This is a genomic window from Bacillus sp. FSL K6-3149 (assembly GCF_038630515.1).
Lineage (GTDB): Bacteria > Bacillota > Bacilli > Bacillales > Bacillaceae > Bacillus > Bacillus pumilus.
This window is the reverse complement of sequence record NZ_CP152034.1, coordinates 1,035,686-1,062,623: the sequence shown is the minus strand read 5'-3', so window position 1 is coordinate 1,062,623 and position 26,938 is coordinate 1,035,686. Positions and strand designations below refer to the sequence as shown.

The following is a 26,938-nucleotide window of genomic DNA, read 5'->3' as shown; positions in this document are numbered from 1 at the left end:
AATACAACTCCTTATACTGGTCAGAAATAAGTAAAGGGAGGCATACACCTGACTGGTATGCCTCACACTTTTTTCTTACTATATTAGTTCGTAGCAGCCGTCGTTTTTACGACAATTTCTCCATCTTCCACATCTAATACGATTTGTTGACCTTTTTCAATATTACCCTTCAGAAGCTCCTCAGAAAGTCGATCTTCCACATGCTTTTGAATCGCTCTTCTTAACGGACGCGCACCGTACTCAAGGTCTACACCTTCGTCGGCAATCTTCGCTTTTGCTGCTTCTGTCAATTCGATTGAAAGGTCTTGTTCTTTTAATCGTTTCGTCAATTGATCAGACATGAGAGACACGATCTCTTTTAGATGTTTCTTTTCAAGAGAATGGAAGACAATGATTTCATCAATACGGTTGATGAATTCTGGTCTAAACGCACGTTTCAACTCGCCCATCACTTTGCCTTTCATATCCTTGTAATTTTGACCTTCATCCTGCACATTAAAGCCAACATATTTATTTCGCTTCAGTTCACTAGCTCCAACGTTGGATGTCATGATTAAAATCGTGTTTCTAAAGTCAACAGTACGCCCTTTAGAATCAGTCAGACGACCATCCTCTAACACTTGCAGTAAGATGTTGAATACATCTGGATGCGCCTTTTCAATCTCATCTAAAAGCACAACAGAATAAGGTTTTCTTCTCACTTTTTCAGTCAGTTGTCCGCCTTCTTCATAGCCAACATAGCCTGGAGGTGACCCAACAAGTCTAGATGTAGAGTGTTTTTCCATGTATTCAGACATATCGATACGAATCATCGCTTCTTCATCACCGAAAATAGACTCTGCGAGTGCTCTTGCAAGCTCCGTTTTACCAACTCCTGTTGGGCCTAAGAAGATAAATGAGCCGATTGGACGTTTTGGATCTTTTAAGCCAGCACGCGCACGTCTCACAGCTTTTGCTACAGCGACAACCGCTTCATCCTGCCCAATTACACGAGAATGGAGTAATTGTTCCATATTTAGAAGCTTATCTGTTTCGGTTTGGGCAATTTTTGAAACAGGCACTCCCGTCCAGCTAGAGACAACCATTGCGATATCATCCACTGATACCTCTGAATTCTCCTGACCTTGCTTTTCTTTCCAAGATTTCTTTGTGACTTCTACTTTTTCACGCAAACGCTGCTCTGTATCGCGAAGAGAAGCTGCTTTTTCAAATTCCTGACTTTGAACAGCCGCATCCTTTTCCTTGCGTACTTCATCTAGCTTTTGCTCTAGTTCTTTTAGGTTAGGCGGTGTTGTGAAAGAACGTAAGCGGACTTTCGACCCTGCCTCATCAATTAAATCAATCGCCTTATCTGGAAGGAAACGATCAGATATATAACGGTCAGATAACTTCACCGCCGCCTCAATCGCTTCATCTGTAATGGACACACGGTGATGTGCCTCATAACGATCTCGAAGTCCTCTTAAAATTTGAATACTTTCATCAACAGATGGCTGATCTACTTGAATTGGCTGGAAACGTCGTTCAAGCGCAGCATCCTTTTCAATATATTTACGGTACTCATCTAACGTTGTCGCCCCAATACATTGAAGCTCTCCACGTGCTAAGGATGGTTTGAGAATATTAGATGCGTCAATCGCACCCTCTGCTCCACCAGCACCAATCAATGTATGAAGCTCATCAATGAAGAGAATGATATTTCCTGCCTGACGAATTTCGTCCATGACTTTTTTCAAGCGATCCTCAAATTCACCACGATATTTCGTTCCCGCTACAACAGTTCCCATATCAAGCGTCATCACTCGTTTATCGCGCAGGATTTCAGGCACTTCATTATGAATAATTTGCTGTGCCAGACCTTCAGCAATGGCTGTTTTACCAACACCAGGCTCACCAATCAGCACAGGGTTATTCTTTGTTCTTCTGCTTAAAACCTCGATGACACGCTGAATTTCTTTGCTTCGTCCAATGACAGGGTCCAAGCTATCTTCTTTCGCAATCGCTGTTAAATCTCTTGCCAAGCTATCTAATGTTGGTGTATTTGCATTGCTGTTAGAGCCAGCGGCAGATGCACCTGTTTCATTGCTGCCAAGCAGCTGCAGGACTTGCTGACGTGCTTTATTTAAGCTCACTCCGAGGTTATTTAACACGCGGGCAGCTACACCCTCTCCCTCGCGAATAAGACCTAATAGAATATGTTCTGTCCCTACATAGGAATGACCTAGCTTTCTTGCTTCATCCATTGAAAGCTCAGTGACCTTCTTCGCTCTAGGCGTATAATGAGGAATAGCTTGAGACACCTCTTGCCCTCTTCCAATCAAGCTTTCGACTTCTTTTTGGATTTTATCTGAAACAAGGCCCAGTGCTTCTAACGCTTTTGCGGCGATGCCCTCACCCTCACGAACTAGACCAAGTAAAATGTGTTCAGTACCAATGTTCTTATGGCCTAGGCGAATGGCTTCTTCTTGTGCAAGTGCTAATACCTTTTGAGCTCTTTCAGTGAATCTTCCAAACATCATATCGTTTCATCCTCCTGTCCATTCCTATGCATTTCTAAACGCAGCCTTTCTCTAATAATCGCTGCTCGTTTTATATCTCGTTCATTTGGCTCCAGAGCTCCTCCTGAATATTGTTGAAGAAAGCCAGGCTGTGTCAAAATCATGAGTTCATTCAGTATATTACTTGAAAGCCCCTTAATGATACCTAAATCAATTCCAAGGCGCACATCTGACAAACACTTTGCTGTTTCCTTTGATTCAATCATACGACAATTGGACAAAATCCCTAACGAACGATACACTCTGTCCTCAAGTTCAATTTTAGATGTTTGATATAACGCTTTTCGTGCAGATCGCTCTTGTTCAATGAGCTGAGCGGTCACACTATTTAAATCATCTACAATGTCTTCTTCTGATTGACCAAGTGTCATTTGATTTGAAATTTGAAAGATGTTCCCTATTGCTTCGCTGCCTTCACCATAAATTCCTCTGACTACAAGACCTAATTGATTAATCGCCGGAATAATCCGATTCATTTGTCTTGTGAGGGCTAAAGCTGGTAAATGCATCATGACCGAAGCCCTAATACCTGTACCTACATTGGTTGGACAGCTAGTTAAGTATCCTCGCTTTTCAGAAAACGCATAATCCACTTGCTCTTCAATCCAGTCATCTATCTGGTTAGCCGCTTTCAGTGCATTGGCTAGTTGGAATCCTGGGAATAAGCATTGGATCCGAATATGGTCTTCTTCATTCAGCATCACACTGATTTCTTCATTTTCAGAAAGCAAACAACCGCCAAATCTTGATTCTGCTAAGTTTGGGCTAATCAAATGCTTTTCAACAAGTACCCTCTTTGCTAAAGGCTGTGTTTCATTCATTCGAATTAGAACAAAGTTTCCGATGTCCTTCACTTCCTGGCTAGCAAACTTTTGCTCGAATTGCTGGAGAACAGCTTCAGCCTCTTCCTGAGAAAACTGAGTTGGGAAACGAACATGCTCTAGATTGCGCGCTAGCCTGATTCGACTGCTTAGAACAATGTCACTTTCTGGTCCTTTTTGTTTCATCCATTGACTTAAAGCGTCTTGAATAAAATGCTGGAGCGACATGTTGTTAATCTCCCTCCCTCTGCTGAGATTGCTCATGCTCTAAAGCACGAATTTGATCTCGAACTTCCGCTGCTTTTTCAAACTCTTCTTGTTCAATTAACTGCTTTAGCTCTTGCTGCATCAACTCAAGTTTCCGGCGCACATGAAGACTGCCGGCAATCCGTTTAGGCACTTTTCCATGATGGACTGTATTTCCACTATGGACTTTCCGTAAAACAGGGTTTAGATACTGATCAAATGAACGATAGCATTCTGCACAGCCAAAACGGCCTGTTTTTCTGAATTGTTGAAAGGTTAAGCCACATTTAGGACATTGATCCACTTCTCTCGCTTCTTGAAAAATGGATGATCCCTTATTCGTACTTGTGGTAAAGCTAGGATCAATATTCAGTAAGCCTGATAATAGGTTGTGAATCGAGAAACCTTGGTTTCCACTCATAGCATATGAATCACTGTTTTCTTTTGCACATTGTTCACATATGTGCATTTCCTGTTTTTCTCCATTTATAACTTTCGTAAAGTGAAAAGTGGCTGGTCTCTCATTGCATTCTTGACAAATCAATCTTTTCACCCGCTTTACTTTAATTTCAAAGCATTTAACATCGCTTTCATCATCCGAGCCCGTAATTCATCCCGTTCAGGTAAATCAATGTGCAAAACAGAACGGTCCATGACACTGATCATCATCTTTGCTTCTCTTTCAGATAAAATGTTATTTTCGACAAGACGCATGATGATATGATCAGAGGCAGCCTGTGATAAACGATGATATATTTGGGAAATAATATTGTTCAATAAGTCGACTTCATCATTCATTTTGACTTTAATGATGCGGATATAGCCACCGCCGCCACGCTTACTTTCAACGATATAGCCTCTCTCGCTCGTAAAGCGTGTATTGATAACATAGTTAATTTGTGAAGGTACGCATTGAAACTTATCTGCAATTTCATTGCGCTTAATTTCTAATATTTCTCGACCATTCTGATCCAAGACTTCTTTCAAATACTGCTCGATGATATCAGAAATATTTTGTGCCACTCCGCCTCCTCCTCCATTGACTTTGACTATATTTGACTTTAATCTTACTATAAATTTTTTCGGTCGATTTTTCAAGATAATCGCTCAACTAAGAATATTATTTCCACATTTATATGGTGTCAAACCTCTCAAAAACACAAAAAAGACCAGTTCCGTATGGAACTGATCCTTATACAAGCTTGGCGACGTCCTACTCTCACAGGGGGAGACCCCCAACTACCATCGGCGCTGAAGAGCTTAACTTCCGTGTTCGGTATGGGAACGGGTGTGACCTCTTCGCTATCGCCACCAAACCTGATGGAGAGAATGTTCTCTCAAAACTAGATAACAATGTTCAAACTTCACATTAGAATATAGGTTAAGTCCTCGATCTATTAGTATCTGTCAGCTCCACGTGTCACCACGCTTCCACCTCAGACCTATCAACCTGATCATCTTTCAGGGATCTTACTTCCTTGCGGAATGGGAAATCTCATCTTGAGGGGGGCTTCATGCTTAGATGCTTTCAGCACTTATCCCGTCCGCACATAGCTACCCAGCGATGCCCTTGGCAGAACAACTGGTACACCAGCGGTGCGTCCATCCCGGTCCTCTCGTACTAAGGACAGCTCCTCTCAAATTTCCTGCGCCCGCGACGGATAGGGACCGAACTGTCTCACGACGTTCTGAACCCAGCTCGCGTACCGCTTTAATGGGCGAACAGCCCAACCCTTGGGACCGACTACAGCCCCAGGATGCGATGAGCCGACATCGAGGTGCCAAACCTCCCCGTCGATGTGGACTCTTGGGGGAGATAAGCCTGTTATCCCCGGGGTAGCTTTTATCCGTTGAGCGATGGCCCTTCCATGCGGAACCACCGGATCACTAAGCCCGACTTTCGTCCCTGCTCGACTTGTAGGTCTCGCAGTCAAGCTCCCTTGTGCCTTTACACTCTGCGAATGATTTCCAACCATTCTGAGGGAACCTTTGGGCGCCTCCGTTACATTTTAGGAGGCGACCGCCCCAGTCAAACTGCCCACCTGACACTGTCTCCCTGCCCGATAAGGGCAGCGGGTTAGAAGGTCAATACAGCCAGGGTAGTATCCCACCGATGCCTCCACCGAAGCTAGCGCTCCGGTTTCCAAGGCTCCTACCTATCCTGTACAAGCTGTACCAACATTCAATATCAGGCTGCAGTAAAGCTCCACGGGGTCTTTCCGTCCTGTCGCGGGTAACCTGCATCTTCACAGGTACTATAATTTCACCGAGTCTCTCGTTGAGACAGTGCCCAGATCGTTGCGCCTTTCGTGCGGGTCGGAACTTACCCGACAAGGAATTTCGCTACCTTAGGACCGTTATAGTTACGGCCGCCGTTTACTGGGGCTTCAATTCGCACCTTCGCTTACGCTAAGCGCTCCTCTTAACCTTCCAGCACCGGGCAGGCGTCAGCCCCTATACTTCGCCTTACGGCTTCGCAGAGACCTGTGTTTTTGCTAAACAGTCGCCTGGGCCTATTCACTGCGGCTTCTCGGGGCTTTAACACCCTAAGAAGCACCCCTTCTCCCGAAGTTACGGGGTCATTTTGCCGAGTTCCTTAACGAGAGTTCTCTCGATCACCTTAGGATTCTCTCCTCGCCTACCTGTGTCGGTTTGCGGTACGGGCACCTCTCACCTCGCTAGAGGCTTTTCTTGGCAGTGTGGAATCAGGAACTTCGCTACTAAATTTCGCTCGCCATCACAGCTCAGCCTTCACGGGAAACGGATTTGCCTATTTCCCAGCCTAACTGCTTGGACGCGGATATCCAATACCGCGCTTACCCTATCCTCCTGCGTCCCCCCATTGCTCAAATGGTGAGGAGGTGGTACAGGAATATCAACCTGTTGTCCATCGCCTACGCCTTTCGGCCTCGGCTTAGGTCCCGACTAACCCTGAGCGGACGAGCCTTCCTCAGGAAACCTTAGGCATTCGGTGGACGGGATTCTCACCCGTCTTTCGCTACTCATACCGGCATTCTCACTTCTAAGCGCTCCACCAGTCCTTCCGGTCTGACTTCACAGCACTTAGAACGCTCTCCTACCACTGTTCGTAAGAACAGTCCGCAGCTTCGGTGATACGTTTAGCCCCGGTACATTTTCGGCGCAGAGTCACTCGACCAGTGAGCTATTACGCACTCTTTAAATGGTGGCTGCTTCTAAGCCAACATCCTGGTTGTCTAAGCAACTCCACATCCTTTTCCACTTAACGTATACTTTGGGACCTTAGCTGGCGGTCTGGGCTGTTTCCCTTTCGACTACGGATCTTATCACTCGCAGTCTGACTCCCAAGGATAAGTCATCGGCATTCGGAGTTTGACTGAATTCGGTAACCCGGTAGGGGCCCCTAGTCCAATCAGTGCTCTACCTCCGAGACTCTTACCTTGAGGCTAGCCCTAAAGCTATTTCGGAGAGAACCAGCTATCTCCAGGTTCGATTGGCATTTCACCCCTACCCACACCTCATCCCCGCACTTTTCAACGTGCGTGGGTTCGGGCCTCCATTCAGTGTTACCTGAACTTCACCCTGGACATGGGTAGATCACCTGGTTTCGGGTCTACGACCACGTACTCATGCGCCCTATTCAGACTCGCTTTCGCTGCGGCTCCGCATCTTCTGCTTAACCTTGCACGGGATCGTAACTCGCCGGTTCATTCTACAAAAGGCACGCCATCACCCTTTAACGGGCTCTGACTACTTGTAGGCACACGGTTTCAGGATCTATTTCACTCCCCTTCCGGGGTGCTTTTCACCTTTCCCTCACGGTACTGGTTCACTATCGGTCACTAGGGAGTATTTAGCCTTGGGAGATGGTCCTCCCGGATTCCGACGGAATTTCACGTGTTCCGCCGTACTCAGGATCCACTCTGGAGAGAACAACATTTCAGTTACAGGGCTGTTACCTTCTTTGGCGGGCCTTTCCAGACCTCTTCGCTTATATCGTTCCTTTGTAACTCCGTATAGAGTGTCCTACAACCCCAAGAGGCAAGCCTCTTGGTTTGGGCTGTTCCCGTTTCGCTCGCCGCTACTCAGGGAATCGCATTTGCTTTCTCTTCCTCCGGGTACTTAGATGTTTCAGTTCCCCGGGTATGCCTTCTCATACTCTATGTATTCAAGTATGGATACTACTCCATTACGAGCAGTGGGTTTCCCCATTCGGAAATCTCCGGATCAAAGCTTGCTTACAGCTCCCCGAAGCATATCGGTGTTCGTCCCGTCCTTCATCGGCTCCTAGTGCCAAGGCATCCACCGTGCGCCCTTTCTAACTTAACCATTTCTTACTTTAGAAAGAATCACTATGTGTGATGAACTTTGCATTGCATTCAATGTGAATGTATTACTTATTGTTATCTAGTTTTCAAAGAACAATCCTGTCTCGCTAGAGACATGTCTTGAAGGAATGATCCTTCAAAACTAAACAAGACGAAAACGCACGCTGCTCCATATATCCTTAGAAAGGAGGTGATCCAGCCGCACCTTCCGATACGGCTACCTTGTTACGACTTCACCCCAATCATCTGCCCCACCTTCGGCGGCTGGCTCCATAAAGGTTACCTCACCGACTTCGGGTGTTGCAAACTCTCGTGGTGTGACGGGCGGTGTGTACAAGGCCCGGGAACGTATTCACCGCGGCATGCTGATCCGCGATTACTAGCGATTCCAGCTTCACGCAGTCGAGTTGCAGACTGCGATCCGAACTGAGAACAGATTTATGGGATTGGCTAAACCTTGCGGTCTCGCAGCCCTTTGTTCTGTCCATTGTAGCACGTGTGTAGCCCAGGTCATAAGGGGCATGATGATTTGACGTCATCCCCACCTTCCTCCGGTTTGTCACCGGCAGTCACCTTAGAGTGCCCAACTAAATGCTGGCAACTAAGATCAAGGGTTGCGCTCGTTGCGGGACTTAACCCAACATCTCACGACACGAGCTGACGACAACCATGCACCACCTGTCACTCTGTCCCCGAAGGGAAAGCCCTATCTCTAGGGTTGTCAGAGGATGTCAAGACCTGGTAAGGTTCTTCGCGTTGCTTCGAATTAAACCACATGCTCCACCGCTTGTGCGGGCCCCCGTCAATTCCTTTGAGTTTCAGTCTTGCGACCGTACTCCCCAGGCGGAGTGCTTAATGCGTTAGCTGCAGCACTAAGGGGCGGAAACCCCCTAACACTTAGCACTCATCGTTTACGGCGTGGACTACCAGGGTATCTAATCCTGTTCGCTCCCCACGCTTTCGCTCCTCAGCGTCAGTTACAGACCAGAGAGTCGCCTTCGCCACTGGTGTTCCTCCACATCTCTACGCATTTCACCGCTACACGTGGAATTCCACTCTCCTCTTCTGCACTCAAGTTTCCCAGTTTCCAATGACCCTCCCCGGTTGAGCCGGGGGCTTTCACATCAGACTTAAGAAACCGCCTGCGAGCCCTTTACGCCCAATAATTCCGGACAACGCTTGCCACCTACGTATTACCGCGGCTGCTGGCACGTAGTTAGCCGTGGCTTTCTGGTTAGGTACCGTCAAGGTGCGAGCAGTTACTCTCGCACTTGTTCTTCCCTAACAACAGAGCTTTACGATCCGAAAACCTTCATCACTCACGCGGCGTTGCTCCGTCAGACTTTCGTCCATTGCGGAAGATTCCCTACTGCTGCCTCCCGTAGGAGTCTGGGCCGTGTCTCAGTCCCAGTGTGGCCGATCACCCTCTCAGGTCGGCTACGCATCGTCGCCTTGGTGAGCCATTACCCCACCAACTAGCTAATGCGCCGCGGGTCCATCTGTAAGTGACAGCCGAAACCGTCTTTCATCCTTGAACCATGCGGTTCAAGGAACTATCCGGTATTAGCTCCGGTTTCCCGGAGTTATCCCAGTCTTACAGGCAGGTTACCCACGTGTTACTCACCCGTCCGCCGCTAACATCTGGGAGCAAGCTCCCTTCTGTTCGCTCGACTTGCATGTATTAGGCACGCCGCCAGCGTTCGTCCTGAGCCAGGATCAAACTCTCCGAAAAAGTACAAAACCGAAGTTTTGTTTTTCGTCAGCGTTTGACTGACTACCTATGATATAACATAGGATTTTTTTATAAAAACTCGAATTAACAGGTACGTTTTGTCTTGTTTAGTTTTCAAAGATCATATTGGTGGAGCCTAGCGGGATCGAACCGCTGACCTCCTGCGTGCAAGGCAGGCGCTCTCCCAGCTGAGCTAAGGCCCCATAAAAGATGGTCGGGAAGACAGGATTCGAACCTGCGACCCCTTGGTCCCAAACCAAGTGCTCTACCAAGCTGAGCTACTTCCCGATCTTAATGGCGCGCCCGAGAGGAGTCGAACCCCTAACCTTTTGATCCGTAGTCAAACGCTCTATCCAATTGAGCTACGGGCGCTTATTGTATAATGCCGAGGGCCGGACTTGAACCGGCACGGTAGTCACCTACCGCAGGATTTTAAGTCCTGTGTGTCTGCCAATTCCACCACCCCGGCGTGGATGGTATAAGCGGAAGACGGGATTCGAACCCGCGACCCCCACCTTGGCAAGGTGGTGTTCTACCACTGAACTACTTCCGCATTACAGGATTTCTTTATTTTATTTGGCAATGCGGGTGAAGGGACTTGAACCCCCACGTCATAAAGACACTAGATCCTAAGTCTAGCGCGTCTGCCAATTCCGCCACACCCGCATGAAACATGGTGAGCCATGAAGGACTCGAACCTTCGACCCTCTGATTAAAAGTCAGATGCTCTACCAACTGAGCTAATGGCTCGCTTTAAAAGCGACTTGTCTATCTTACCATATGAAACTGGTGCCGGCAAGAGGACTTGAACCCCCAACCTACTGATTACAAGTCAGTTGCTCTACCAGTTGAGCTACACCGGCTTTATCTATCCTAACATTATGTAAGAATAAATATGGTGGAGGATGACGGGCTCGAACCGCCGACCCTCTGCTTGTAAGGCAGATGCTCTCCCAGCTGAGCTAATCCTCCATATTGTGTTGTCATTTCGAATGTCTCTCGATCCGACAAGTAGTATTATATAACGATAAGATATTGTTTGTAAAGACTTTTTTAAAATAATTTTTGAATTTATTTTAACGTTGTTTTTTTCATCTTTTCGTTAAGGCACCTAAAGAAGTTTACCACTTGTCTCATCATTTTAAAAGTCTTTTTTTCATTTTTTTATGTTTTTTTGTTAAAAAGCGCTATAATAAAGCTTTATTGGTGTGAAATGACCCTTTTCATGCTTTTTATATGCTTGTTTTCTTCAATATATCTTCTCATACAAATCATCTAGAGAAGGGATTCTTTTATTATTTTATTTTTCTGAGAAATCATTTTCATGCAAAAATATCCGTAAATGATGCTGTTCTTTACCATCTTCAATATTAAAGTGTTACTTGGTTAACAAGTTAGTTATTGATTCTTTCTTGTCCTTACTTAGAGCGGGCGAAAAAATTGACTGAAGGTGCTATATGTTCTTTGGCAATACTCAGTTATCTAGTGTGTCTCTAAACAGCCCTCTGTATCTGGTTGCCAAAGAAAATTCTTATTGGCTGCTTTCTATGCTTTTGATCTTCATCCTAAACAAATTGAACGACCGATCCACACAACAGCTGCGTTGTTCAATGAGAATACATGAAAGTGAGACGAACAGAAAAATTAATTGATCGATGAGGCTTACTACATCATCACTTCTCACTTTACAAAGTGATTTAATAGAAGTAATTTTTTCAAAAACACAAAAAAGACCAGTTCCGTATGGAACTGATCCTTATACAAGCTTGGCGGCGTCCTACTCTCACAGGGGGAGACCCCCAACTACCATCGGCGCTGAAGAGCTTAACTTCCGTGTTCGGTATGGGAACGGGTGTGACCTCTTCGCTATCGCCACCAAACCTGATGGAGAGAATGTTCTCTCAAAACTAGATAACAATGTTCAAACTTCACATTAGAATATAGGTTAAGTCCTCGATCTATTAGTATCTGTCAGCTCCACGTGTCACCACGCTTCCACCTCAGACCTATCAACCTGATCATCTTTCAGGGATCTTACTTCCTTGCGGAATGGGAAATCTCATCTTGAGGGGGGCTTCATGCTTAGATGCTTTCAGCACTTATCCCGTCCGCACATAGCTACCCAGCGATGCCCTTGGCAGAACAACTGGTACACCAGCGGTGCGTCCATCCCGGTCCTCTCGTACTAAGGACAGCTCCTCTCAAATTTCCTGCGCCCGCGACGGATAGGGACCGAACTGTCTCACGACGTTCTGAACCCAGCTCGCGTACCGCTTTAATGGGCGAACAGCCCAACCCTTGGGACCGACTACAGCCCCAGGATGCGATGAGCCGACATCGAGGTGCCAAACCTCCCCGTCGATGTGGACTCTTGGGGGAGATAAGCCTGTTATCCCCGGGGTAGCTTTTATCCGTTGAGCGATGGCCCTTCCATGCGGAACCACCGGATCACTAAGCCCGACTTTCGTCCCTGCTCGACTTGTAGGTCTCGCAGTCAAGCTCCCTTGTGCCTTTACACTCTGCGAATGATTTCCAACCATTCTGAGGGAACCTTTGGGCGCCTCCGTTACATTTTAGGAGGCGACCGCCCCAGTCAAACTGCCCACCTGACACTGTCTCCCTGCCCGATAAGGGCAGCGGGTTAGAAGGTCAATACAGCCAGGGTAGTATCCCACCGATGCCTCCACCGAAGCTAGCGCTCCGGTTTCCAAGGCTCCTACCTATCCTGTACAAGCTGTACCAACATTCAATATCAGGCTGCAGTAAAGCTCCACGGGGTCTTTCCGTCCTGTCGCGGGTAACCTGCATCTTCACAGGTACTATAATTTCACCGAGTCTCTCGTTGAGACAGTGCCCAGATCGTTGCGCCTTTCGTGCGGGTCGGAACTTACCCGACAAGGAATTTCGCTACCTTAGGACCGTTATAGTTACGGCCGCCGTTTACTGGGGCTTCAATTCGCACCTTCGCTTACGCTAAGCGCTCCTCTTAACCTTCCAGCACCGGGCAGGCGTCAGCCCCTATACTTCGCCTTACGGCTTCGCAGAGACCTGTGTTTTTGCTAAACAGTCGCCTGGGCCTATTCACTGCGGCTTCTCGGGGCTTTAACACCCTAAGAAGCACCCCTTCTCCCGAAGTTACGGGGTCATTTTGCCGAGTTCCTTAACGAGAGTTCTCTCGATCACCTTAGGATTCTCTCCTCGCCTACCTGTGTCGGTTTGCGGTACGGGCACCTCTCACCTCGCTAGAGGCTTTTCTTGGCAGTGTGGAATCAGGAACTTCGCTACTAAATTTCGCTCGCCATCACAGCTCAGCCTTTATGGGAAACGGATTTGCCTATTTCCCAGCCTAACTGCTTGGACGCGGATATCCAATACCGCGCTTACCCTATCCTCCTGCGTCCCCCCATTGCTCAAATGGTGAGGAGGTGGTACAGGAATATCAACCTGTTGTCCATCGCCTACGCCTTTCGGCCTCGGCTTAGGTCCCGACTAACCCTGAGCGGACGAGCCTTCCTCAGGAAACCTTAGGCATTCGGTGGACGGGATTCTCACCCGTCTTTCGCTACTCATACCGGCATTCTCACTTCTAAGCGCTCCACCAGTCCTTCCGGTCTGACTTCACAGCACTTAGAACGCTCTCCTACCACTGTTCGTAAGAACAGTCCGCAGCTTCGGTGATACGTTTAGCCCCGGTACATTTTCGGCGCAGAGTCACTCGACCAGTGAGCTATTACGCACTCTTTAAATGGTGGCTGCTTCTAAGCCAACATCCTGGTTGTCTAAGCAACTCCACATCCTTTTCCACTTAACGTATACTTTGGGACCTTAGCTGGCGGTCTGGGCTGTTTCCCTTTCGACTACGGATCTTATCACTCGCAGTCTGACTCCCAAGGATAAGTCATCGGCATTCGGAGTTTGACTGAATTCGGTAACCCGGTAGGGGCCCCTAGTCCAATCAGTGCTCTACCTCCGAGACTCTTACCTTGAGGCTAGCCCTAAAGCTATTTCGGAGAGAACCAGCTATCTCCAGGTTCGATTGGCATTTCACCCCTACCCACACCTCATCCCCGCACTTTTCAACGTGCGTGGGTTCGGGCCTCCATTCAGTGTTACCTGAACTTCACCCTGGACATGGGTAGATCACCTGGTTTCGGGTCTACGACCACGTACTCATGCGCCCTATTCAGACTCGCTTTCGCTGCGGCTCCGCATCTTCTGCTTAACCTTGCACGGGATCGTAACTCGCCGGTTCATTCTACAAAAGGCACGCCATCACCCTTTAACGGGCTCTGACTACTTGTAGGCACACGGTTTCAGGATCTATTTCACTCCCCTTCCGGGGTGCTTTTCACCTTTCCCTCACGGTACTGGTTCACTATCGGTCACTAGGGAGTATTTAGCCTTGGGAGATGGTCCTCCCGGATTCCGACGGAATTTCACGTGTTCCGCCGTACTCAGGATCCACTCTGGAGAGAACAACATTTCAGTTACAGGGCTGTTACCTTCTTTGGCGGGCCTTTCCAGACCTCTTCGCTTATATCGTTCCTTTGTAACTCCGTATAGAGTGTCCTACAACCCCAAGAGGCAAGCCTCTTGGTTTGGGCTGTTCCCGTTTCGCTCGCCGCTACTCAGGGAATCGCATTTGCTTTCTCTTCCTCCGGGTACTTAGATGTTTCAGTTCCCCGGGTATGCCTTCTCATACTCTATGTATTCAAGTATGGATACTACTCCATTACGAGCAGTGGGTTTCCCCATTCGGAAATCTCCGGATCAAAGCTTGCTTACAGCTCCCCGAAGCATATCGGTGTTCGTCCCGTCCTTCATCGGCTCCTAGTGCCAAGGCATCCACCGTGCGCCCTTTCTAACTTAACCATTTCTTACTTTAGAAAGAATCACTATGTGTGATGAACTTTGCATTGCATTCAATGTGAATGTATTACTTATTGTTATCTAGTTTTCAAAGAACAATCCTGTCTCGCTAGAGACATGTCTTGAAGGAATGATCCTTCAAAACTAAACAAGACGAAAACGCACGCTGCTCCATATATCCTTAGAAAGGAGGTGATCCAGCCGCACCTTCCGATACGGCTACCTTGTTACGACTTCACCCCAATCATCTGCCCCACCTTCGGCGGCTGGCTCCATAAAGGTTACCTCACCGACTTCGGGTGTTGCAAACTCTCGTGGTGTGACGGGCGGTGTGTACAAGGCCCGGGAACGTATTCACCGCGGCATGCTGATCCGCGATTACTAGCGATTCCAGCTTCACGCAGTCGAGTTGCAGACTGCGATCCGAACTGAGAACAGATTTATGGGATTGGCTAAACCTTGCGGTCTCGCAGCCCTTTGTTCTGTCCATTGTAGCACGTGTGTAGCCCAGGTCATAAGGGGCATGATGATTTGACGTCATCCCCACCTTCCTCCGGTTTGTCACCGGCAGTCACCTTAGAGTGCCCAACTAAATGCTGGCAACTAAGATCAAGGGTTGCGCTCGTTGCGGGACTTAACCCAACATCTCACGACACGAGCTGACGACAACCATGCACCACCTGTCACTCTGTCCCCGAAGGGAAAGCCCTATCTCTAGGGTTGTCAGAGGATGTCAAGACCTGGTAAGGTTCTTCGCGTTGCTTCGAATTAAACCACATGCTCCACCGCTTGTGCGGGCCCCCGTCAATTCCTTTGAGTTTCAGTCTTGCGACCGTACTCCCCAGGCGGAGTGCTTAATGCGTTAGCTGCAGCACTAAGGGGCGGAAACCCCCTAACACTTAGCACTCATCGTTTACGGCGTGGACTACCAGGGTATCTAATCCTGTTCGCTCCCCACGCTTTCGCTCCTCAGCGTCAGTTACAGACCAGAGAGTCGCCTTCGCCACTGGTGTTCCTCCACATCTCTACGCATTTCACCGCTACACGTGGAATTCCACTCTCCTCTTCTGCACTCAAGTTTCCCAGTTTCCAATGACCCTCCCCGGTTGAGCCGGGGGCTTTCACATCAGACTTAAGAAACCGCCTGCGAGCCCTTTACGCCCAATAATTCCGGACAACGCTTGCCACCTACGTATTACCGCGGCTGCTGGCACGTAGTTAGCCGTGGCTTTCTGGTTAGGTACCGTCAAGGTGCGAGCAGTTACTCTCGCACTTGTTCTTCCCTAACAACAGAGCTTTACGATCCGAAAACCTTCATCACTCACGCGGCGTTGCTCCGTCAGACTTTCGTCCATTGCGGAAGATTCCCTACTGCTGCCTCCCGTAGGAGTCTGGGCCGTGTCTCAGTCCCAGTGTGGCCGATCACCCTCTCAGGTCGGCTACGCATCGTCGCCTTGGTGAGCCATTACCCCACCAACTAGCTAATGCGCCGCGGGTCCATCTGTAAGTGACAGCCGAAACCGTCTTTCATCCTTGAACCATGCGGTTCAAGGAACTATCCGGTATTAGCTCCGGTTTCCCGGAGTTATCCCAGTCTTACAGGCAGGTTACCCACGTGTTACTCACCCGTCCGCCGCTAACATCTGGGAGCAAGCTCCCTTCTGTCCGCTCGACTTGCATGTATTAGGCACGCCGCCAGCGTTCGTCCTGAGCCAGGATCAAACTCTCCGAAAAAGTACAAAACCGAAGTTTTGTTTTTCGTCAGTGTTTGACTGACTACCTATGATATAACATAGGATTTTTTTATAAAAACTCGAATTAACAGGTACGTTTTGTCTTGTTTAGTTTTCAAAGATCATATTCGTTATCGCTCGTAAGCGACTTTAATATCTTATCATTTCGTATTGGTTAAAGTCAAGAAGTTTTTTCAATTTCTTTTTTTAACCTCGTTGCTGTTTTGCGGCAACGAATAATAATATACCACCTTGATTCTTTCCTTGCAATAGTTTTTTTAAAAAAAGTTTCATTTTATGAAAAATAAAAAGCGCCATAGTTAAAATGGCGCTTTAATTGATGTATTAGCGGTTTCTCATTTGTGGGAAAAGCAGTACATCTCTGATTGATGGAGAATTTGTTAATAGCATGATTAACCGGTCGATACCGATTCCTAGTCCGCCTGTTGGAGGCATACCATATTCTAATGCTTCAACAAAATCGTCATCCATTAGATGCGCTTCGTCATTTCCTTCTTCACGTTCTTTTAATTGAGCTTCGAATCGTTCTCTTTGATCGATTGGATCGTTTAGCTCTGTGAATGCATTAGCATGTTCACGGCGTACGATAAATAGCTCAAAGCGATCAGTGAAGCGAGGATCTTCAGGATTTTTCTTAGCTAATGGAGAAATCTCCACTGGGTGTCCGTAAATAAAGGTAGGCTGCACCAATGTTTCCTCAACTTTTTGCTCGAAGAACTCATTGATGATATGACCTACTGTCATGTTTTTCGTAATTTCAATTCCGTGATCAGCTGCATGCTGTTTCGCTTCTTCTATAGACATCTCCTGCCAGAAGTCTACACCAGTTGCTTCTTTGACCGCTTCAACCATATGGAGTCTTTTCCATTCAGGCTTGAGATCAATTTCATCTTCTCCATATTGAATCGTGGTTGTCCCTAGTACCTCTTCGGCAATATGAGCAATCAGGTTTTCAGTTAGGTTCATGATGTCTTTGTAATCTGCGTAAGCTTCGTACAGCTCGATCATAGTGAATTCTGGGTTATGACGAGTTGATACACCTTCGTTACGGAATACACGGCCAATCTCGTATACTTTCTCTAGGCCACCGACAATGAGGCGTTTTAAGTGCAATTCAATCGCAATACGCATATAGAGCGGCATATCCAGTGCATTATGATGAGTAATGAAAGGACGTGCTGATGCACCACCAGGGATGCTGTGCATAGTTGGTGTTTCAACTTCTAGGTATCCTTTAGAATCTAAGTATCTTCTCATAGATTGAATGATCTTGCTTCGCATGATGAACGTCTGCTTACTTTCTGGATTTACAATCAGGTCAAGGTAACGCTGACGATAACGTTGTTCAACATCTTTAAGTCCATGATATTTATCAGGAAGTGGGCGAAGTGCTTTTGTGAGAACCTCAAAGCTAGTCGCTTTAATAGAAAGTTCTCCTACATTCGTTTTAAATACCACTCCTGTTACACCGATAATATCACCTAGGTCTGAGCTTTTGAATAATTCGTAAGCTTCTTCTCCTACACTATCTTTACGAACGTAGATTTGAATTTGTCCTTCTAAGTCTTGTATATGCGCAAAGCCAGCTTTCCCTTTTCCACGCTTTGTCATCATACGTCCAGCGATTGTCACTGGGGCAGACTTTTCTTCTAAGTCTTCTTTAGAAAACTCATCGTATTCTGCAATAATTTGTGCAGATTGATGAGAACGGTCATATCGTTCACCGAATGGATCGATACCCTCTTCTCTCATTTTATTCATTTTGTCACGTCTGACCTGGAATTGGTCATTTAATTCTTCGTTATTAAGCCCTTCATTACTCATTTATATCACTCCAATAATGTATTTTGCAGAGAAAAGCAGAAAAACTGCCAGTACATGCACTAGCAGTGAGCTACAAAAAGAAAGATAGTCTTATCCTACTTTTATACTTTGAAGCTCTTTTGCCTCGGCTTCGATCGTAAAGTCATCAAGAACTTGTACAAGCTCCGCTCTCGTTTCACTTTGATTGATTTGATTTCTCACGTCCGCATTGCCTCGGACACCTTTTAAGTACCATGCTGCGTGCTTTCTCATTTCTCTGACAGCCACATGCTCGCCTTTTAGATCAATGAGTCTGTCTAAGTGAAGCTTGCACACTGACATCTTCTCACGTACATTTGGCTCTTCTTTCAGTTCACCCGTTTCTAAATAATGAACCGTTCGATAGATCATCCACGGGTTTCCTAGTGCGGCTCTTCCGATCATGACAGCATCTACACCCGTTTCATCAAGCATACGTTTTGCATCTTGAGGGGTTTTAACATCTCCATTGCCGATGACAGGAATGGAAACAGATTGTTTGACCTCTTTTATAATATCCCAATTCGCTGTTCCTTCGTACATCTGCACACGTGTCCGCCCGTGAAGCGCAACCGCTTGTCCACCTGCTCGTTCAACAGCACGGGCATTGTCGATAGCGAAGATATGATCTTCGTCCCAGCCCATTCTCATTTTCACCGTAACAGGTTTATCTACAGCATCTACAACAGCAGAGACCATTTCATAAATCTTGTTTGGATCAAGCAGCCATTTCGCTCCTGCATCACATTTCGTAATCTTCGGTACAGGACAGCCCATGTTGATATCAATAATGTCCGCTGTGGTATTCTGGTCTACAAACTTTGCTGCTTCAACGAGAGTGTCTTTTTCACCTCCAAATATCTGAAGGCTCAAAGGCTTTTCCCGTTCATCAATGTATAGCATACCCATTGTTCTTGCATTGTTGATCAGGATCGCCTTGTCACTGATCATTTCAGCGCAGACTAAACCTGCTCCAAACTCTTTCACTGTCAGTCTGAAGGCAGAGTTGCACACACCAGCCATAGGTGCGAGCACCACTTTGTTTTTAATGTCGATATCTCCGATTTTAAACATCACTTCCCCTCCTTCCTTCTTCAAGAATTGGTGAAAGTTCTTCCACCGTTATATTTAAAGCATCTGCTATTTGATCAACCAATTGGTTTGTTGGTAATCGATTGCCTCGCTCAATTTCTCCTAAGACAGAGACAGAGATGCCCAGTCTTTTCGCGAACCCTTCCTGAGTATACCCTTTTAGCTTTCGGTATGCACGAATTCTTCTACCCCACATATCTTTTTCCATATGCTTACACCTTCTTGGTCTGTTACGGCATTTATTTGTACTTTGCCGATTTCTGGGCAAATCTCACTCATCGGAACGAGAACGAATAAACGTTCGTACATTCTAGGATGTGGCACTACAAGCTGTTCTGTTTCAATATTTTCACGATTATAAAGTAAAATGTCAAGGTCAGCCGTTCGCGGTCCCCATCTCACTTCTCTTGTTCTGCCTAACTCTTGCTCGATTTTCTGAGTAAGTGTCAGTAGTTCATGCGGACGAAGCGAGGTGGAAATTTTCACAGCCATATTTAAAAAGTCATCTTGGTTTTCGTAACCTACAGGTGTTGTTTCATATATAGATGAGATTGATTCTACTTGAACCTCTGGATGTTCGTGCAGTTTTTTGACGGCTTCTTTTAAATAGGTTTCCTTTTTCCCTATGTTCGAACCTAAAGCGATGTATGCGGTATTGTTCATGCGCGCGATCTCGTCATTTCAATGGCAACGGACTGATAGTGTCCTGGAATTGGCGGATCTGGTTTGATCACCTTCACTGTACATTCCTGAACTGTCGGGAAGACCTTTAACACTTGGCTCGCAATTCTTTCTGTCAGTGTTTCAACGAGGTTGACTGATTCACCCTCTACAATGCTTTTGCAGATATGGTAAAGCTCTGCATAATTGATCGTCTCATTGAGGTCATCCGTTTGTCCGGCTTTACTTAAATCAAGTGAAGCTGTTAAATCCACACGGAACCGCTGTCCTAATTTATTTTCTTCTGCAAATACGCCATGGTAGCCGTAAAATTCCATTCCATTTACATATACTTTATCGATGATAAGCGCCTCCTTTATTCAACATGGCATCCATCATTTTTGCCATTCTTGCGATTTCTTTTACATCATGTACACGAACCATCGCACTGCCTTTTTGAATCCCAAGGCAGACCGTAGCCCCCGTTCCTTCAGTACGTTCTTCCGGTGGCAGGTCTAAGACAGCTCCGATGAATCGCTTTCGAGATGTAGCTAAGAGCAGTGGATACCCAAGGTGACAAAAATGTTCGAGCTCATTCATCACTATCAGGTTGTCCTCTTTATTTTTCGCAAACCCTACACCTGGGTCTAATATGATCATGTCATCACGGACACCTGCTTGTTTCGCAATTTGAACACTTTCTTTCAAATCTGCGATCATATCTGAAATTAGATGTGTATAGTTTCGCTCTGGCCGATTGTGCATTAAAATAATCGGCACATTGTGCTTCGCTGCCACATGCGCCATTTGAGGATCTGCCTTCGCTCCCCATACATCATTGATGATGGAAGCTCCGGCTTTCACTGCTTCATCTGCCACATGGGCTTTATACGTATCAATGGAAATCGGTACATCCAATTCTTTTGTGATCTTTTCAATGACGGGAATGACTCTTGAAAGCTCCTCTTGTTCTGAGACAAACGCCGCTCCAGGACGAGTCGATTCTCCGCCTATATCAATGATATGTGCCCCGTCCTCTATCAGCTGCGCTGCATGAGCCAGCGCTTTATCCACTTGATTAAACTTTCCTCCATCTGAAAAAGAGTCAGGTGTGACATTTAAAATGCCCATGACCAATGTCTTTTCTTCATAACTAAGGGTGTGGTGCTTGGCTTGTATGATTTTAGGCTGTTTTATCACTTGTTGTGTCATTGTGTCCACCTACTCTTTATGTTCTAGACGTTCTTTAGTATATTGTGTTCTCAATTTCGTTGAGATGATCCGGCTGTTTTGGTGCAAGGAGATTTCCCCTATACTTCCGAAAGGCACAATCCCTTGAACAGAATTGGTCATCCATGCCTCATCAGCTGATAGCAAATGGGAGACCGGGTATCGCCCTACTTTTAGCGACGCCTCCATCGCTTGGAGTGTTTCGATACAATATCGACGAGTGACCCCATTTAAAATGCCTGTATCAAGTGACGGTGTATAAATCACATCGCCTTTTCGCCAAAATACATTGGAGGTAATGCCTTCTGCCACATCATTTTCTTTTGTTAAAAAGATGCCTTCTAACGACGGATCATTCCCCACTTCTCTTTTAGCCAGCAGGTTGTTCATATAATGATGAGACTTGAGGCGCCTTGAACCTTCCGGCGTATTTCTTCTCGTTTGAAGAATGACTCCCTGCTTCTCATCTAAAATAGATTCGGGCCGGAATGGAGAGATCATGACAAACACGACAGGCTCTTCATAAGGATCTGCAGAAAATCCATTGCCTCTGCCTGCAGAAACATTGAAGCGAATTCTCGCATGACCACCGGCTATTTCGTTTTTATTTAGTAAGGTATGAATGATGTCGAGTACAAATGGTTTCTCTATTGTGGATTCGATGCAAAGGTCACGCAATGATTGATTGAGCCTTTCAAGGTGCCAATCTAACAGAAAGACTTGTCCTGCCAGGCTGGTAAATGTTTCGAATACACCGATGCCATATAGAAAACCATGATCAAAAGGAGAAAGAGTCGCGTCTTTCTCCTCTATATACTGACCGTTCAGATAAATGATCATGCGTTTACTTCATGCCCCTTTTTACGATAGGTTTCAATGAAATTTTTCAGCATTTCTTTTCCGAAGGACGTCATAATCGATTCAGGATGAAACTGTACACTTTCAATTGGTAGCTCTTTATGGCGAATGGCCATGAGCTCGCCTTCCTTTGTACTGGCTGTTGCGTCAAAGCACTCCGGCAGCGTCTCGTTTTTGACAATTAACGAATGATATCTCGTTGCGACGAGCGGATTTTGGAGTCCAGTGAAGACACCTTTTCCGTCATGTTCAATCTCTGACGTTTTACCATGCATTAAGCGCTCAGCACGAACGACATCCCCTCCAAAGACTTGCGCAATGGATTGATGCCCCAGGCACACACCGAAGATCGGAATACTTCCCGCAAAGTGCTTGATTGCCTCCATACTAATTCCCGCTTCATCAGGACTGCATGGCCCTGGAGAAATCATGAGAAAATCTGGCTGAAGCTTTTCAATTTCTTGAATGGTTACTTGATCATTCCGTTTCACAATCAATTCTTCTCCAAGCTCACCTAAATACTGGACCAGGTTGTACGTAAATGAATCATAATTATCAATCATTAATATCATGCTCTGCTCACCTCTAACTCAAAATAGTCTCTTCTTTGCTCAACTGTAATGCTTTTTTTACTGCATAGGCTTTTTTAATCGATTCTTTGTATTCGTGCTTTGGTACAGAATCGATGACGATCCCAGCACCCGATTGCATAAAGGCTTTGCCTTCAGTGCAGTACGCCGTACGAATGACGATGTTAAAGTGCATATCTTGATTGAATCCAAACCAGCCTATAGATCCAGTATAAAGCCCACGCCTTGTCGGCTCAAGCTCTTCTATGATTTCCATTGTTCTCACCTTTGGAGCACCTGTAATTGTGCCGCCTGGGAATACAGCTCTCATGACATCTACTGCATCACAATCATCACGCAATTCCCCTTGTACGTTGGATACAATGTGCATCACGTGTGAATATTTCTCAATCGCCATAAATTCGTTCACTCTTACTGAGCCATAAGTGGACACGCGTCCAAGGTCATTCCGCTCAAGATCCACGAGCATCACATGCTCCGCGCGTTCTTTTTCATTTTCAATGAGCTCTTTTGCCAGCGCTTGATCCTCAGCATCGTCTTTGCCTCTTGATCTTGTACCCGCAATCGGTCTTGTTTCTAATTGAGTCCCCTTTTTCTTAATCAGCAGCTCTGGAGATCCACAAACAATTTGGAAATCAGGCGTGTGCAGATAAGACATATAAGGAGATGGATTGACTTGACGTAACGTTTTGTATAAATCATAAGGGTGGGTGTGGAGCTGTTCATCTTGTCTGATGGATAAATTCACTTGGAACACATCACCGCTTGCGATATATTGCTTAATCTTCTCTACTGCTTCTCCAAAGGTTTCTTCGGTAAAAGGTGCTGCTGGTACAAATTCTGCAGAAGGTTCATAAACAGGTGATTGCGCTGATTCTTTTGCAGAGCTTGTCCACTTTTGCTTCAAATCTTCAAGTCTTTGATGAGTGACACTCACAGATTCCGCTCCCTCTGTGTGAGTGATCAGCCACAGCACGTTTTCTTCATGATCAAAGACCGCAACATCATTAAACACGAGAAAATAAAGGTCAGGTGTTTTCAGGTCATCAATGGACAGCATCTTAAAATGCTCGATATATCTAGCATAATCATAGCTTAAAAATCCAATCGCCCCACCTTGAAAATCAGGGTATTCCTCATTCGTTTCGGTTCGAAGGGTTTGGAACCAATCCGTAAACGCTCTAAATGGATCGCCTTCTTTGAACAGCACCTCATCTTGATAATGGATGGTTGTCATCCCGTCTTTTCCCTTCGCTTTAGCGATTGGGTGAATGCCAGCAATGCTGTATGAACCACCACGAGCACTTTCAAGAAGAACATGGTGTGTTTCGCCAGCAGTTAATTGTTCGTATCTTTTCAAGAATGCATCTTTCGTAAAAGGAATTTTGATGCCCATCGGCCTGCGTTGTGTCATGTTATCATCCTTTTTCATTTTCATTAATCTTATTGTAATGCAATCCAATTTATTTAGAAAATAGTATTTGCTTTCCATCTACAGATTTCATAAAAAAACCCCAGCAAATGCTGGGGTAATTGGTTTAATCGAATTGATAAAGAGGTGTGCTGAGGTAACGCTCCCCATTACTTGGGATAATTGCGAGAACCTTTTTCCCTTTACCAAGCTTCTTCGCTGTTTGAAGTGCTGCGTAAATAGCTGCTCCTGAAGAAATACCGCCAAGGATTCCTTCCTCTTTCGCTGCTTTTCTTGCAAGCTCAAATGCATCTTCGTTTTTCACTTGGATAATGCCATCATATACTTCCGTGTTCAAGATGGAAGGGATAAAACCTGCCCCAATCCCTTGGATTTTATGTGGGCCTGGCTTTCCTCCTGATAGTACAGGAGAATCTGTCGGCTCTACCGCATAAAGCTGAATCGACGGGATGGCTTCTTTGAGGACTTCACCAGCACCCGTAATTGTGCCGCCCGTACCAACACCTGCAATAAATGCATCAAGCTCGCCGTCAAACTGTTCAAGAATTTCTTTTCCTGTAGTACGACGGTGAATCTCCGCATTGGCTTCGTTGTTAAATTGCTGAGGCATGAAGTAACCGTGCTCTTCTGCCAATTCTTCTGCCTTTTTGATGGCACCTTTCATTCCTTCTGCACCTGGTGTTAATACAAGCTCTGCACCATAAGCGCGTAAAAGGTTGCGGCGCTCCTGACTCATTGTGTCTGGCATCACTAGAATTGCGTTAATTCCTTTAGCTGCCGCTACCATTGCAAGACCGATCCCTGTGTTTCCGCTTGTTGGTTCGATGAGCGTGTCGCCGGCTTTTAAAGTACCTTTCGCTTCAGCATCTTCGATCATCGCTAACGCAATACGATCTTTTACACTGCTGCCCGGGTTCATATATTCAAGTTTCAAGTAGACTTCCGCACTGTCTTCATCTACTAAACGGTTTAATTTAACGACTGGTGTATTTCCTATTAGTTCAAAAACTGAATTTGCAATACGAGCCATCACTAACACCTCTATCTCCGAGTAATTTTATTGTATTAATATTAAATTATCAATTTCGAAAAATTTTGTCAATGCTTTTAGTCCTGCTCGCCATCGTAAAACCATGTGACTTTTGCTTCTTTCCACAGGGTTTTGACATTCGCCTTTTCACCTAGATCTTCCATGGCAATCTGCCTTTTGATCTGATTTTTGACTTCTTCATACGAGAAGGAGCGGCCATCTAATTTTTCTTTCAGTTGAATAATGGCATACCCGTTTTTGGTCTCGATCGGTTCTTTTGTCCATTGATCTGGCTGAAGCTTTTGAGCTTCCTGTATGTATAGGGCTGGGATACTTTCTTGTTCTTCTGTGACAAACCCAAGATCTCCGCCATATGGAGAGGTGTAGCGGTCAATGGAGCGTTCAGCTGCCACCGCTTCGAAGCTAGATCCGCCTTTTAGATCCTTCAATACATTTTCAGCTTCGCCCTTTGTCTTCACGACGATATGACGAATACGGTATGAATCATCATATTGATATAAGTCCTTGTTTTTTTCATAAAAGGATTTCGCTTCTTTTTCGGAAACGACAGCATCTCTCGTTAAAAGCTGCTCTAATAATATTTGATAACGAATCTGTTCTGTCCAGTCCTTTTCACTCGTATGTCCATCTTCGTAGAAATTATTTGATACCGCTTTAAGCATCAACAATTCACGATTGATTTCTTTTGAGGACACCTCAAGCTTGTTTTCTTTCGCAAGCTGATCGACCACCTTCTGATTAATCATTTGCTCAAGTGTTGCCTTTCCATAGCGGTCTTCCATCTTCTTTAACCATTCTTGACGTGTCACCTTCTCTTTTCCAATCGACGCAATTTCTTCACCGCTCTTCCCGTTTGAAGAAGCCTGTGACATTTGCGACTTTGTTAATACATATGCAATGACAACGGCATTGATCATAAGCAACACGAGAATAAATGTCCATACCACTCTTGCTTTCAGTCTCATCTTTCGTCTCCTTTCCATTCTAAAAAGAAAACCCGCTGCTTAGAGCTTAGCGGGTTATTTCTTCACGTAGCTCTTCTAGCTCTTCTTTTGTAAATACATACGTTTCGTTACAAAAATGGCATTGAGCTTCTGCTTGTCCGTCTTGTTCAATCATGTCTTCAATTTCGGCTTTTCCTAGGCTGATAATGCCATTAGAAAAACGTTCTTTTGAGCAGTTACAAGAGAATTCGACAGGTACAGTTTCTAAAATTTGAGGTTTTTCTCCGAGTACTTCTTCTAAGATTTCTTCTGGTGTCATCCCTTTTTCAATGAGTTTAGAAATGGGTTCAATGGTTGAGAGCCGCTTTTCTAATCTTTCAATGACAGCATCTTCTGTTCCAGGCAGCAATTGAATGATGAAACCGCCTGCTGCAAGGATCGAGTTATCTGGATTGACCAAAACCCCTACACCAACAGAGGAAGGCACTTGCTCAGAAGAGACAAGGTAATAAGTGAAGTCATCTCCAATTTCACCTGAAACGATCTCCGTTTGTCCTGTAAAGTGATCTTTCAGCCCGATATCTTTAACAACACTTAACGTTCCAGATGTCCCGACTGCACGTCTAACATCCAGCTTGCCATGTTCATTTAAGTCAAAATGGACTTGTGGGTTTGAGACATATCCGCGCACCTGGCCCTTTGCGTTTCCATCAGCAATGATGGCACCGATTGGTCCACCGCCTTCAATTTTGACCGTTAACTTATTTTCACCTTTCAGCATAGCACCCATCATGACTGTAGCTGTCATTGTTCTGCCAATCGCTGCTGATGCTGTTGGCCATGTATGGTGTCTTCTTTGTGCTTCGTTGATTGTATCTGTTGTGTTTGCAGCATATGCTCGGACTTTTCCGTCATATGCTAACGCTTTAACTAAGTAGTCCATTCGATTTTA

16 protein-coding genes, 9 tRNA genes and 6 rRNA genes are annotated in these 26,938 nt (G+C 45.8%); all 31 read right to left on the bottom strand.

What is annotated here, in order from left to right; all coding sequences use genetic code 11:
* Positions 1-83: 83 nt before the first annotated feature.
* Positions 84-2,519 (bottom strand): ATP-dependent protease ATP-binding subunit ClpC, encoded by a 2,436-nt coding sequence (gene clpC, locus MHB83_RS05470; RefSeq protein ID WP_003216969.1) that lies wholly within the window; start codon positions 2,517-2,519, stop codon positions 84-86.
* Positions 2,516-3,607, bottom strand: coding sequence for a protein arginine kinase (locus MHB83_RS05465; RefSeq protein WP_003217181.1), 1,092 nt, complete (start codon positions 3,605-3,607; stop codon positions 2,516-2,518). The genes clpC and MHB83_RS05465 overlap by 4 nt, the downstream gene beginning before the upstream one ends.
* A gap of 4 nt (positions 3,608-3,611) precedes the next feature.
* Positions 3,612-4,169 carry a UvrB/UvrC motif-containing protein gene (locus MHB83_RS05460; RefSeq protein WP_342496710.1) on the bottom strand — a complete coding sequence of 186 codons (558 nt, stop codon included), beginning with the start codon at positions 4,167-4,169 and terminating at the stop codon, positions 3,612-3,614.
* Between the two features lie 14 nt (positions 4,170-4,183).
* Positions 4,184-4,648, bottom strand: a complete 465-nt coding sequence (locus MHB83_RS05455) for a CtsR family transcriptional regulator (RefSeq protein WP_003217184.1) — start codon at positions 4,646-4,648, stop codon at positions 4,184-4,186.
* A 177-nt stretch (positions 4,649-4,825) separates the two neighbouring features.
* Positions 4,826-4,941 (bottom strand): 5S ribosomal RNA (gene rrf, locus MHB83_RS05450).
* A 61-nt stretch (positions 4,942-5,002) separates the two neighbouring features.
* A 23S ribosomal RNA gene (locus tag MHB83_RS05445) occupies positions 5,003-7,933 on the bottom strand.
* Between the two features lie 182 nt (positions 7,934-8,115).
* Positions 8,116-9,664 (bottom strand): 16S ribosomal RNA (locus MHB83_RS05440).
* Positions 9,665-9,791: 127 nt separating this feature from the next.
* Positions 9,792-9,867: transfer RNA gene (locus MHB83_RS05435), tRNA-Ala, on the bottom strand.
* Positions 9,868-9,875: 8 nt separating this feature from the next.
* Positions 9,876-9,952 (bottom strand) — tRNA-Pro (locus tag MHB83_RS05430).
* 7 nt (positions 9,953-9,959) lie between these two features.
* A tRNA-Arg gene (locus MHB83_RS05425) sits at positions 9,960-10,036 on the bottom strand.
* A gap of 11 nt (positions 10,037-10,047) precedes the next feature.
* Positions 10,048-10,133: transfer RNA gene (locus MHB83_RS05420), tRNA-Leu, on the bottom strand.
* 12 nt (positions 10,134-10,145) lie between these two features.
* Positions 10,146-10,217: transfer RNA gene (locus tag MHB83_RS05415), tRNA-Gly, on the bottom strand.
* A gap of 30 nt (positions 10,218-10,247) precedes the next feature.
* Positions 10,248-10,330 (bottom strand) — tRNA-Leu (locus MHB83_RS05410).
* Between the two features lie 8 nt (positions 10,331-10,338).
* A tRNA-Lys gene (locus tag MHB83_RS05405) sits at positions 10,339-10,414 on the bottom strand.
* Between the two features lie 37 nt (positions 10,415-10,451).
* A tRNA-Thr gene (locus MHB83_RS05400) sits at positions 10,452-10,527 on the bottom strand.
* 33 nt (positions 10,528-10,560) lie between these two features.
* Positions 10,561-10,636: transfer RNA gene (locus MHB83_RS05395), tRNA-Val, on the bottom strand.
* Between the two features lie 792 nt (positions 10,637-11,428).
* Positions 11,429-11,544 (bottom strand): 5S ribosomal RNA (gene rrf, locus MHB83_RS05390).
* A 61-nt stretch (positions 11,545-11,605) separates the two neighbouring features.
* Positions 11,606-14,536: ribosomal RNA gene (locus MHB83_RS05385) — 23S ribosomal RNA — on the bottom strand.
* Positions 14,537-14,718: 182 nt separating this feature from the next.
* A 16S ribosomal RNA gene (locus MHB83_RS05380) occupies positions 14,719-16,267 on the bottom strand.
* The 16S, 23S and 5S rRNA genes sit together here with 9 tRNA genes alongside, the layout of an rRNA operon.
* A 344-nt stretch (positions 16,268-16,611) precedes the next feature.
* Complete coding sequence (gene lysS / locus MHB83_RS05375; RefSeq protein WP_342496709.1) at positions 16,612-18,111, bottom strand: lysine--tRNA ligase; 1,500 nt, start codon at positions 18,109-18,111, stop codon at positions 16,612-16,614.
* Between the two features lie 90 nt (positions 18,112-18,201).
* Positions 18,202-19,203, bottom strand: a complete 1,002-nt coding sequence (gene dusB, locus MHB83_RS05370; RefSeq protein WP_003217922.1) for a tRNA dihydrouridine synthase DusB — start codon at positions 19,201-19,203, stop codon at positions 18,202-18,204.
* Positions 19,196-19,429 carry a helix-turn-helix transcriptional regulator gene (locus MHB83_RS05365; protein WP_342468262.1) on the bottom strand — a complete coding sequence of 78 codons (234 nt, stop codon included), beginning with the start codon at positions 19,427-19,429 and terminating at the stop codon, positions 19,196-19,198. The genes dusB and MHB83_RS05365 overlap by 8 nt, the downstream gene beginning before the upstream one ends.
* Positions 19,381-19,884 carry a 2-amino-4-hydroxy-6-hydroxymethyldihydropteridine diphosphokinase gene (gene folK, locus MHB83_RS05360; RefSeq protein ID WP_342468261.1) on the bottom strand — a complete coding sequence of 168 codons (504 nt, stop codon included), beginning with the start codon at positions 19,882-19,884 and terminating at the stop codon, positions 19,381-19,383. The genes MHB83_RS05365 and folK overlap by 49 nt, the downstream gene beginning before the upstream one ends.
* On the bottom strand, positions 19,881-20,243 hold the full coding sequence (gene folB / locus MHB83_RS05355) for a dihydroneopterin aldolase (protein ID WP_342496833.1): 363 nt from the start codon (positions 20,241-20,243) through the stop codon (positions 19,881-19,883). Before folB ends, folK begins: the two co-directional genes overlap by 4 nt.
* Entirely contained in the window at positions 20,236-21,093 is an 858-nt protein-coding gene (gene folP, locus MHB83_RS05350; protein ID WP_050945785.1) for a dihydropteroate synthase, read from the bottom strand. The genes folB and folP overlap by 8 nt, the downstream gene beginning before the upstream one ends.
* A gap of 9 nt (positions 21,094-21,102) precedes the next feature.
* Positions 21,103-21,951 (bottom strand): aminodeoxychorismate lyase, encoded by an 849-nt coding sequence (pabC, locus tag MHB83_RS05345; RefSeq protein WP_251191522.1) that lies wholly within the window; start codon positions 21,949-21,951, stop codon positions 21,103-21,105.
* A complete protein-coding gene (gene pabA / locus MHB83_RS05340; RefSeq protein ID WP_340988664.1) occupies positions 21,948-22,541 on the bottom strand; it encodes an aminodeoxychorismate/anthranilate synthase component II in 594 nt (197 codons plus the stop codon). The genes pabC and pabA overlap by 4 nt, the downstream gene beginning before the upstream one ends.
* Positions 22,542-22,554: 13 nt before the next feature.
* Positions 22,555-23,973 (bottom strand): anthranilate synthase component I family protein, encoded by a 1,419-nt coding sequence (locus MHB83_RS05335; RefSeq protein WP_050945807.1) that lies wholly within the window; start codon positions 23,971-23,973, stop codon positions 22,555-22,557.
* Positions 23,974-24,097: 124 nt separating this feature from the next.
* A complete protein-coding gene (cysK, locus tag MHB83_RS05330; protein ID WP_340865339.1) occupies positions 24,098-25,021 on the bottom strand; it encodes a cysteine synthase A in 924 nt (307 codons plus the stop codon).
* A 77-nt stretch (positions 25,022-25,098) separates the two neighbouring features.
* A complete protein-coding gene (locus MHB83_RS05325) occupies positions 25,099-26,001 on the bottom strand; it encodes a peptidyl-prolyl cis-trans isomerase (RefSeq protein ID WP_223251241.1) in 903 nt (300 codons plus the stop codon).
* Positions 26,002-26,053: 52 nt separating this feature from the next.
* Positions 26,054-26,929, bottom strand: coding sequence for an Hsp33 family molecular chaperone HslO (gene hslO, locus MHB83_RS05320; RefSeq protein WP_003217983.1), 876 nt, complete (start codon positions 26,927-26,929; stop codon positions 26,054-26,056).
* Positions 26,930-26,938: the final 9 nt, after the last annotated feature.

Excerpts from the sequence above, each read along its gene's own strand:
- MHB83_RS05365 (WP_342468262.1), bottom strand. The coding sequence starts at position 19,429 with ATGGAAAAAGATATGTGGGGTAGAAGAATTCGTGCATACCGAAAGCTA.
- folP (WP_050945785.1), bottom strand. The coding sequence starts at position 21,093 with ATGACACAACAAGTGATAAAACAGCCTAAAATCATACAAGCCAAGCAC.
- MHB83_RS05465 (WP_003217181.1), bottom strand. The coding sequence starts at position 3,607 with ATGTCGCTCCAGCATTTTATTCAAGACGCTTTAAGTCAATGGATGAAA.
- folK (WP_342468261.1), bottom strand. The coding sequence starts at position 19,884 with ATGAACAATACCGCATACATCGCTTTAGGTTCGAACATAGGGAAAAAG.
- pabA (WP_340988664.1), bottom strand. The coding sequence starts at position 22,541 with ATGATATTAATGATTGATAATTATGATTCATTTACGTACAACCTGGTC.
- dusB (WP_003217922.1), bottom strand. The coding sequence starts at position 19,203 with ATGTTTAAAATCGGAGATATCGACATTAAAAACAAAGTGGTGCTCGCA.
- MHB83_RS05335 (WP_050945807.1), bottom strand. The coding sequence starts at position 23,973 with ATGACACAACGCAGGCCGATGGGCATCAAAATTCCTTTTACGAAAGAT.
- cysK (WP_340865339.1), bottom strand. The coding sequence starts at position 25,021 with ATGGCTCGTATTGCAAATTCAGTTTTTGAACTAATAGGAAATACACCA.
- pabC (WP_251191522.1), bottom strand. The coding sequence starts at position 21,951 with ATGATCATTTATCTGAACGGTCAGTATATAGAGGAGAAAGACGCGACT.
- hslO (WP_003217983.1), bottom strand. The coding sequence starts at position 26,929 with ATGGACTACTTAGTTAAAGCGTTAGCATATGACGGAAAAGTCCGAGCA.
- lysS (WP_342496709.1), bottom strand. The coding sequence starts at position 18,111 with ATGAGTAATGAAGGGCTTAATAACGAAGAATTAAATGACCAATTCCAG.
- clpC (WP_003216969.1), bottom strand. The coding sequence starts at position 2,519 with ATGATGTTTGGAAGATTCACTGAAAGAGCTCAAAAGGTATTAGCACTT.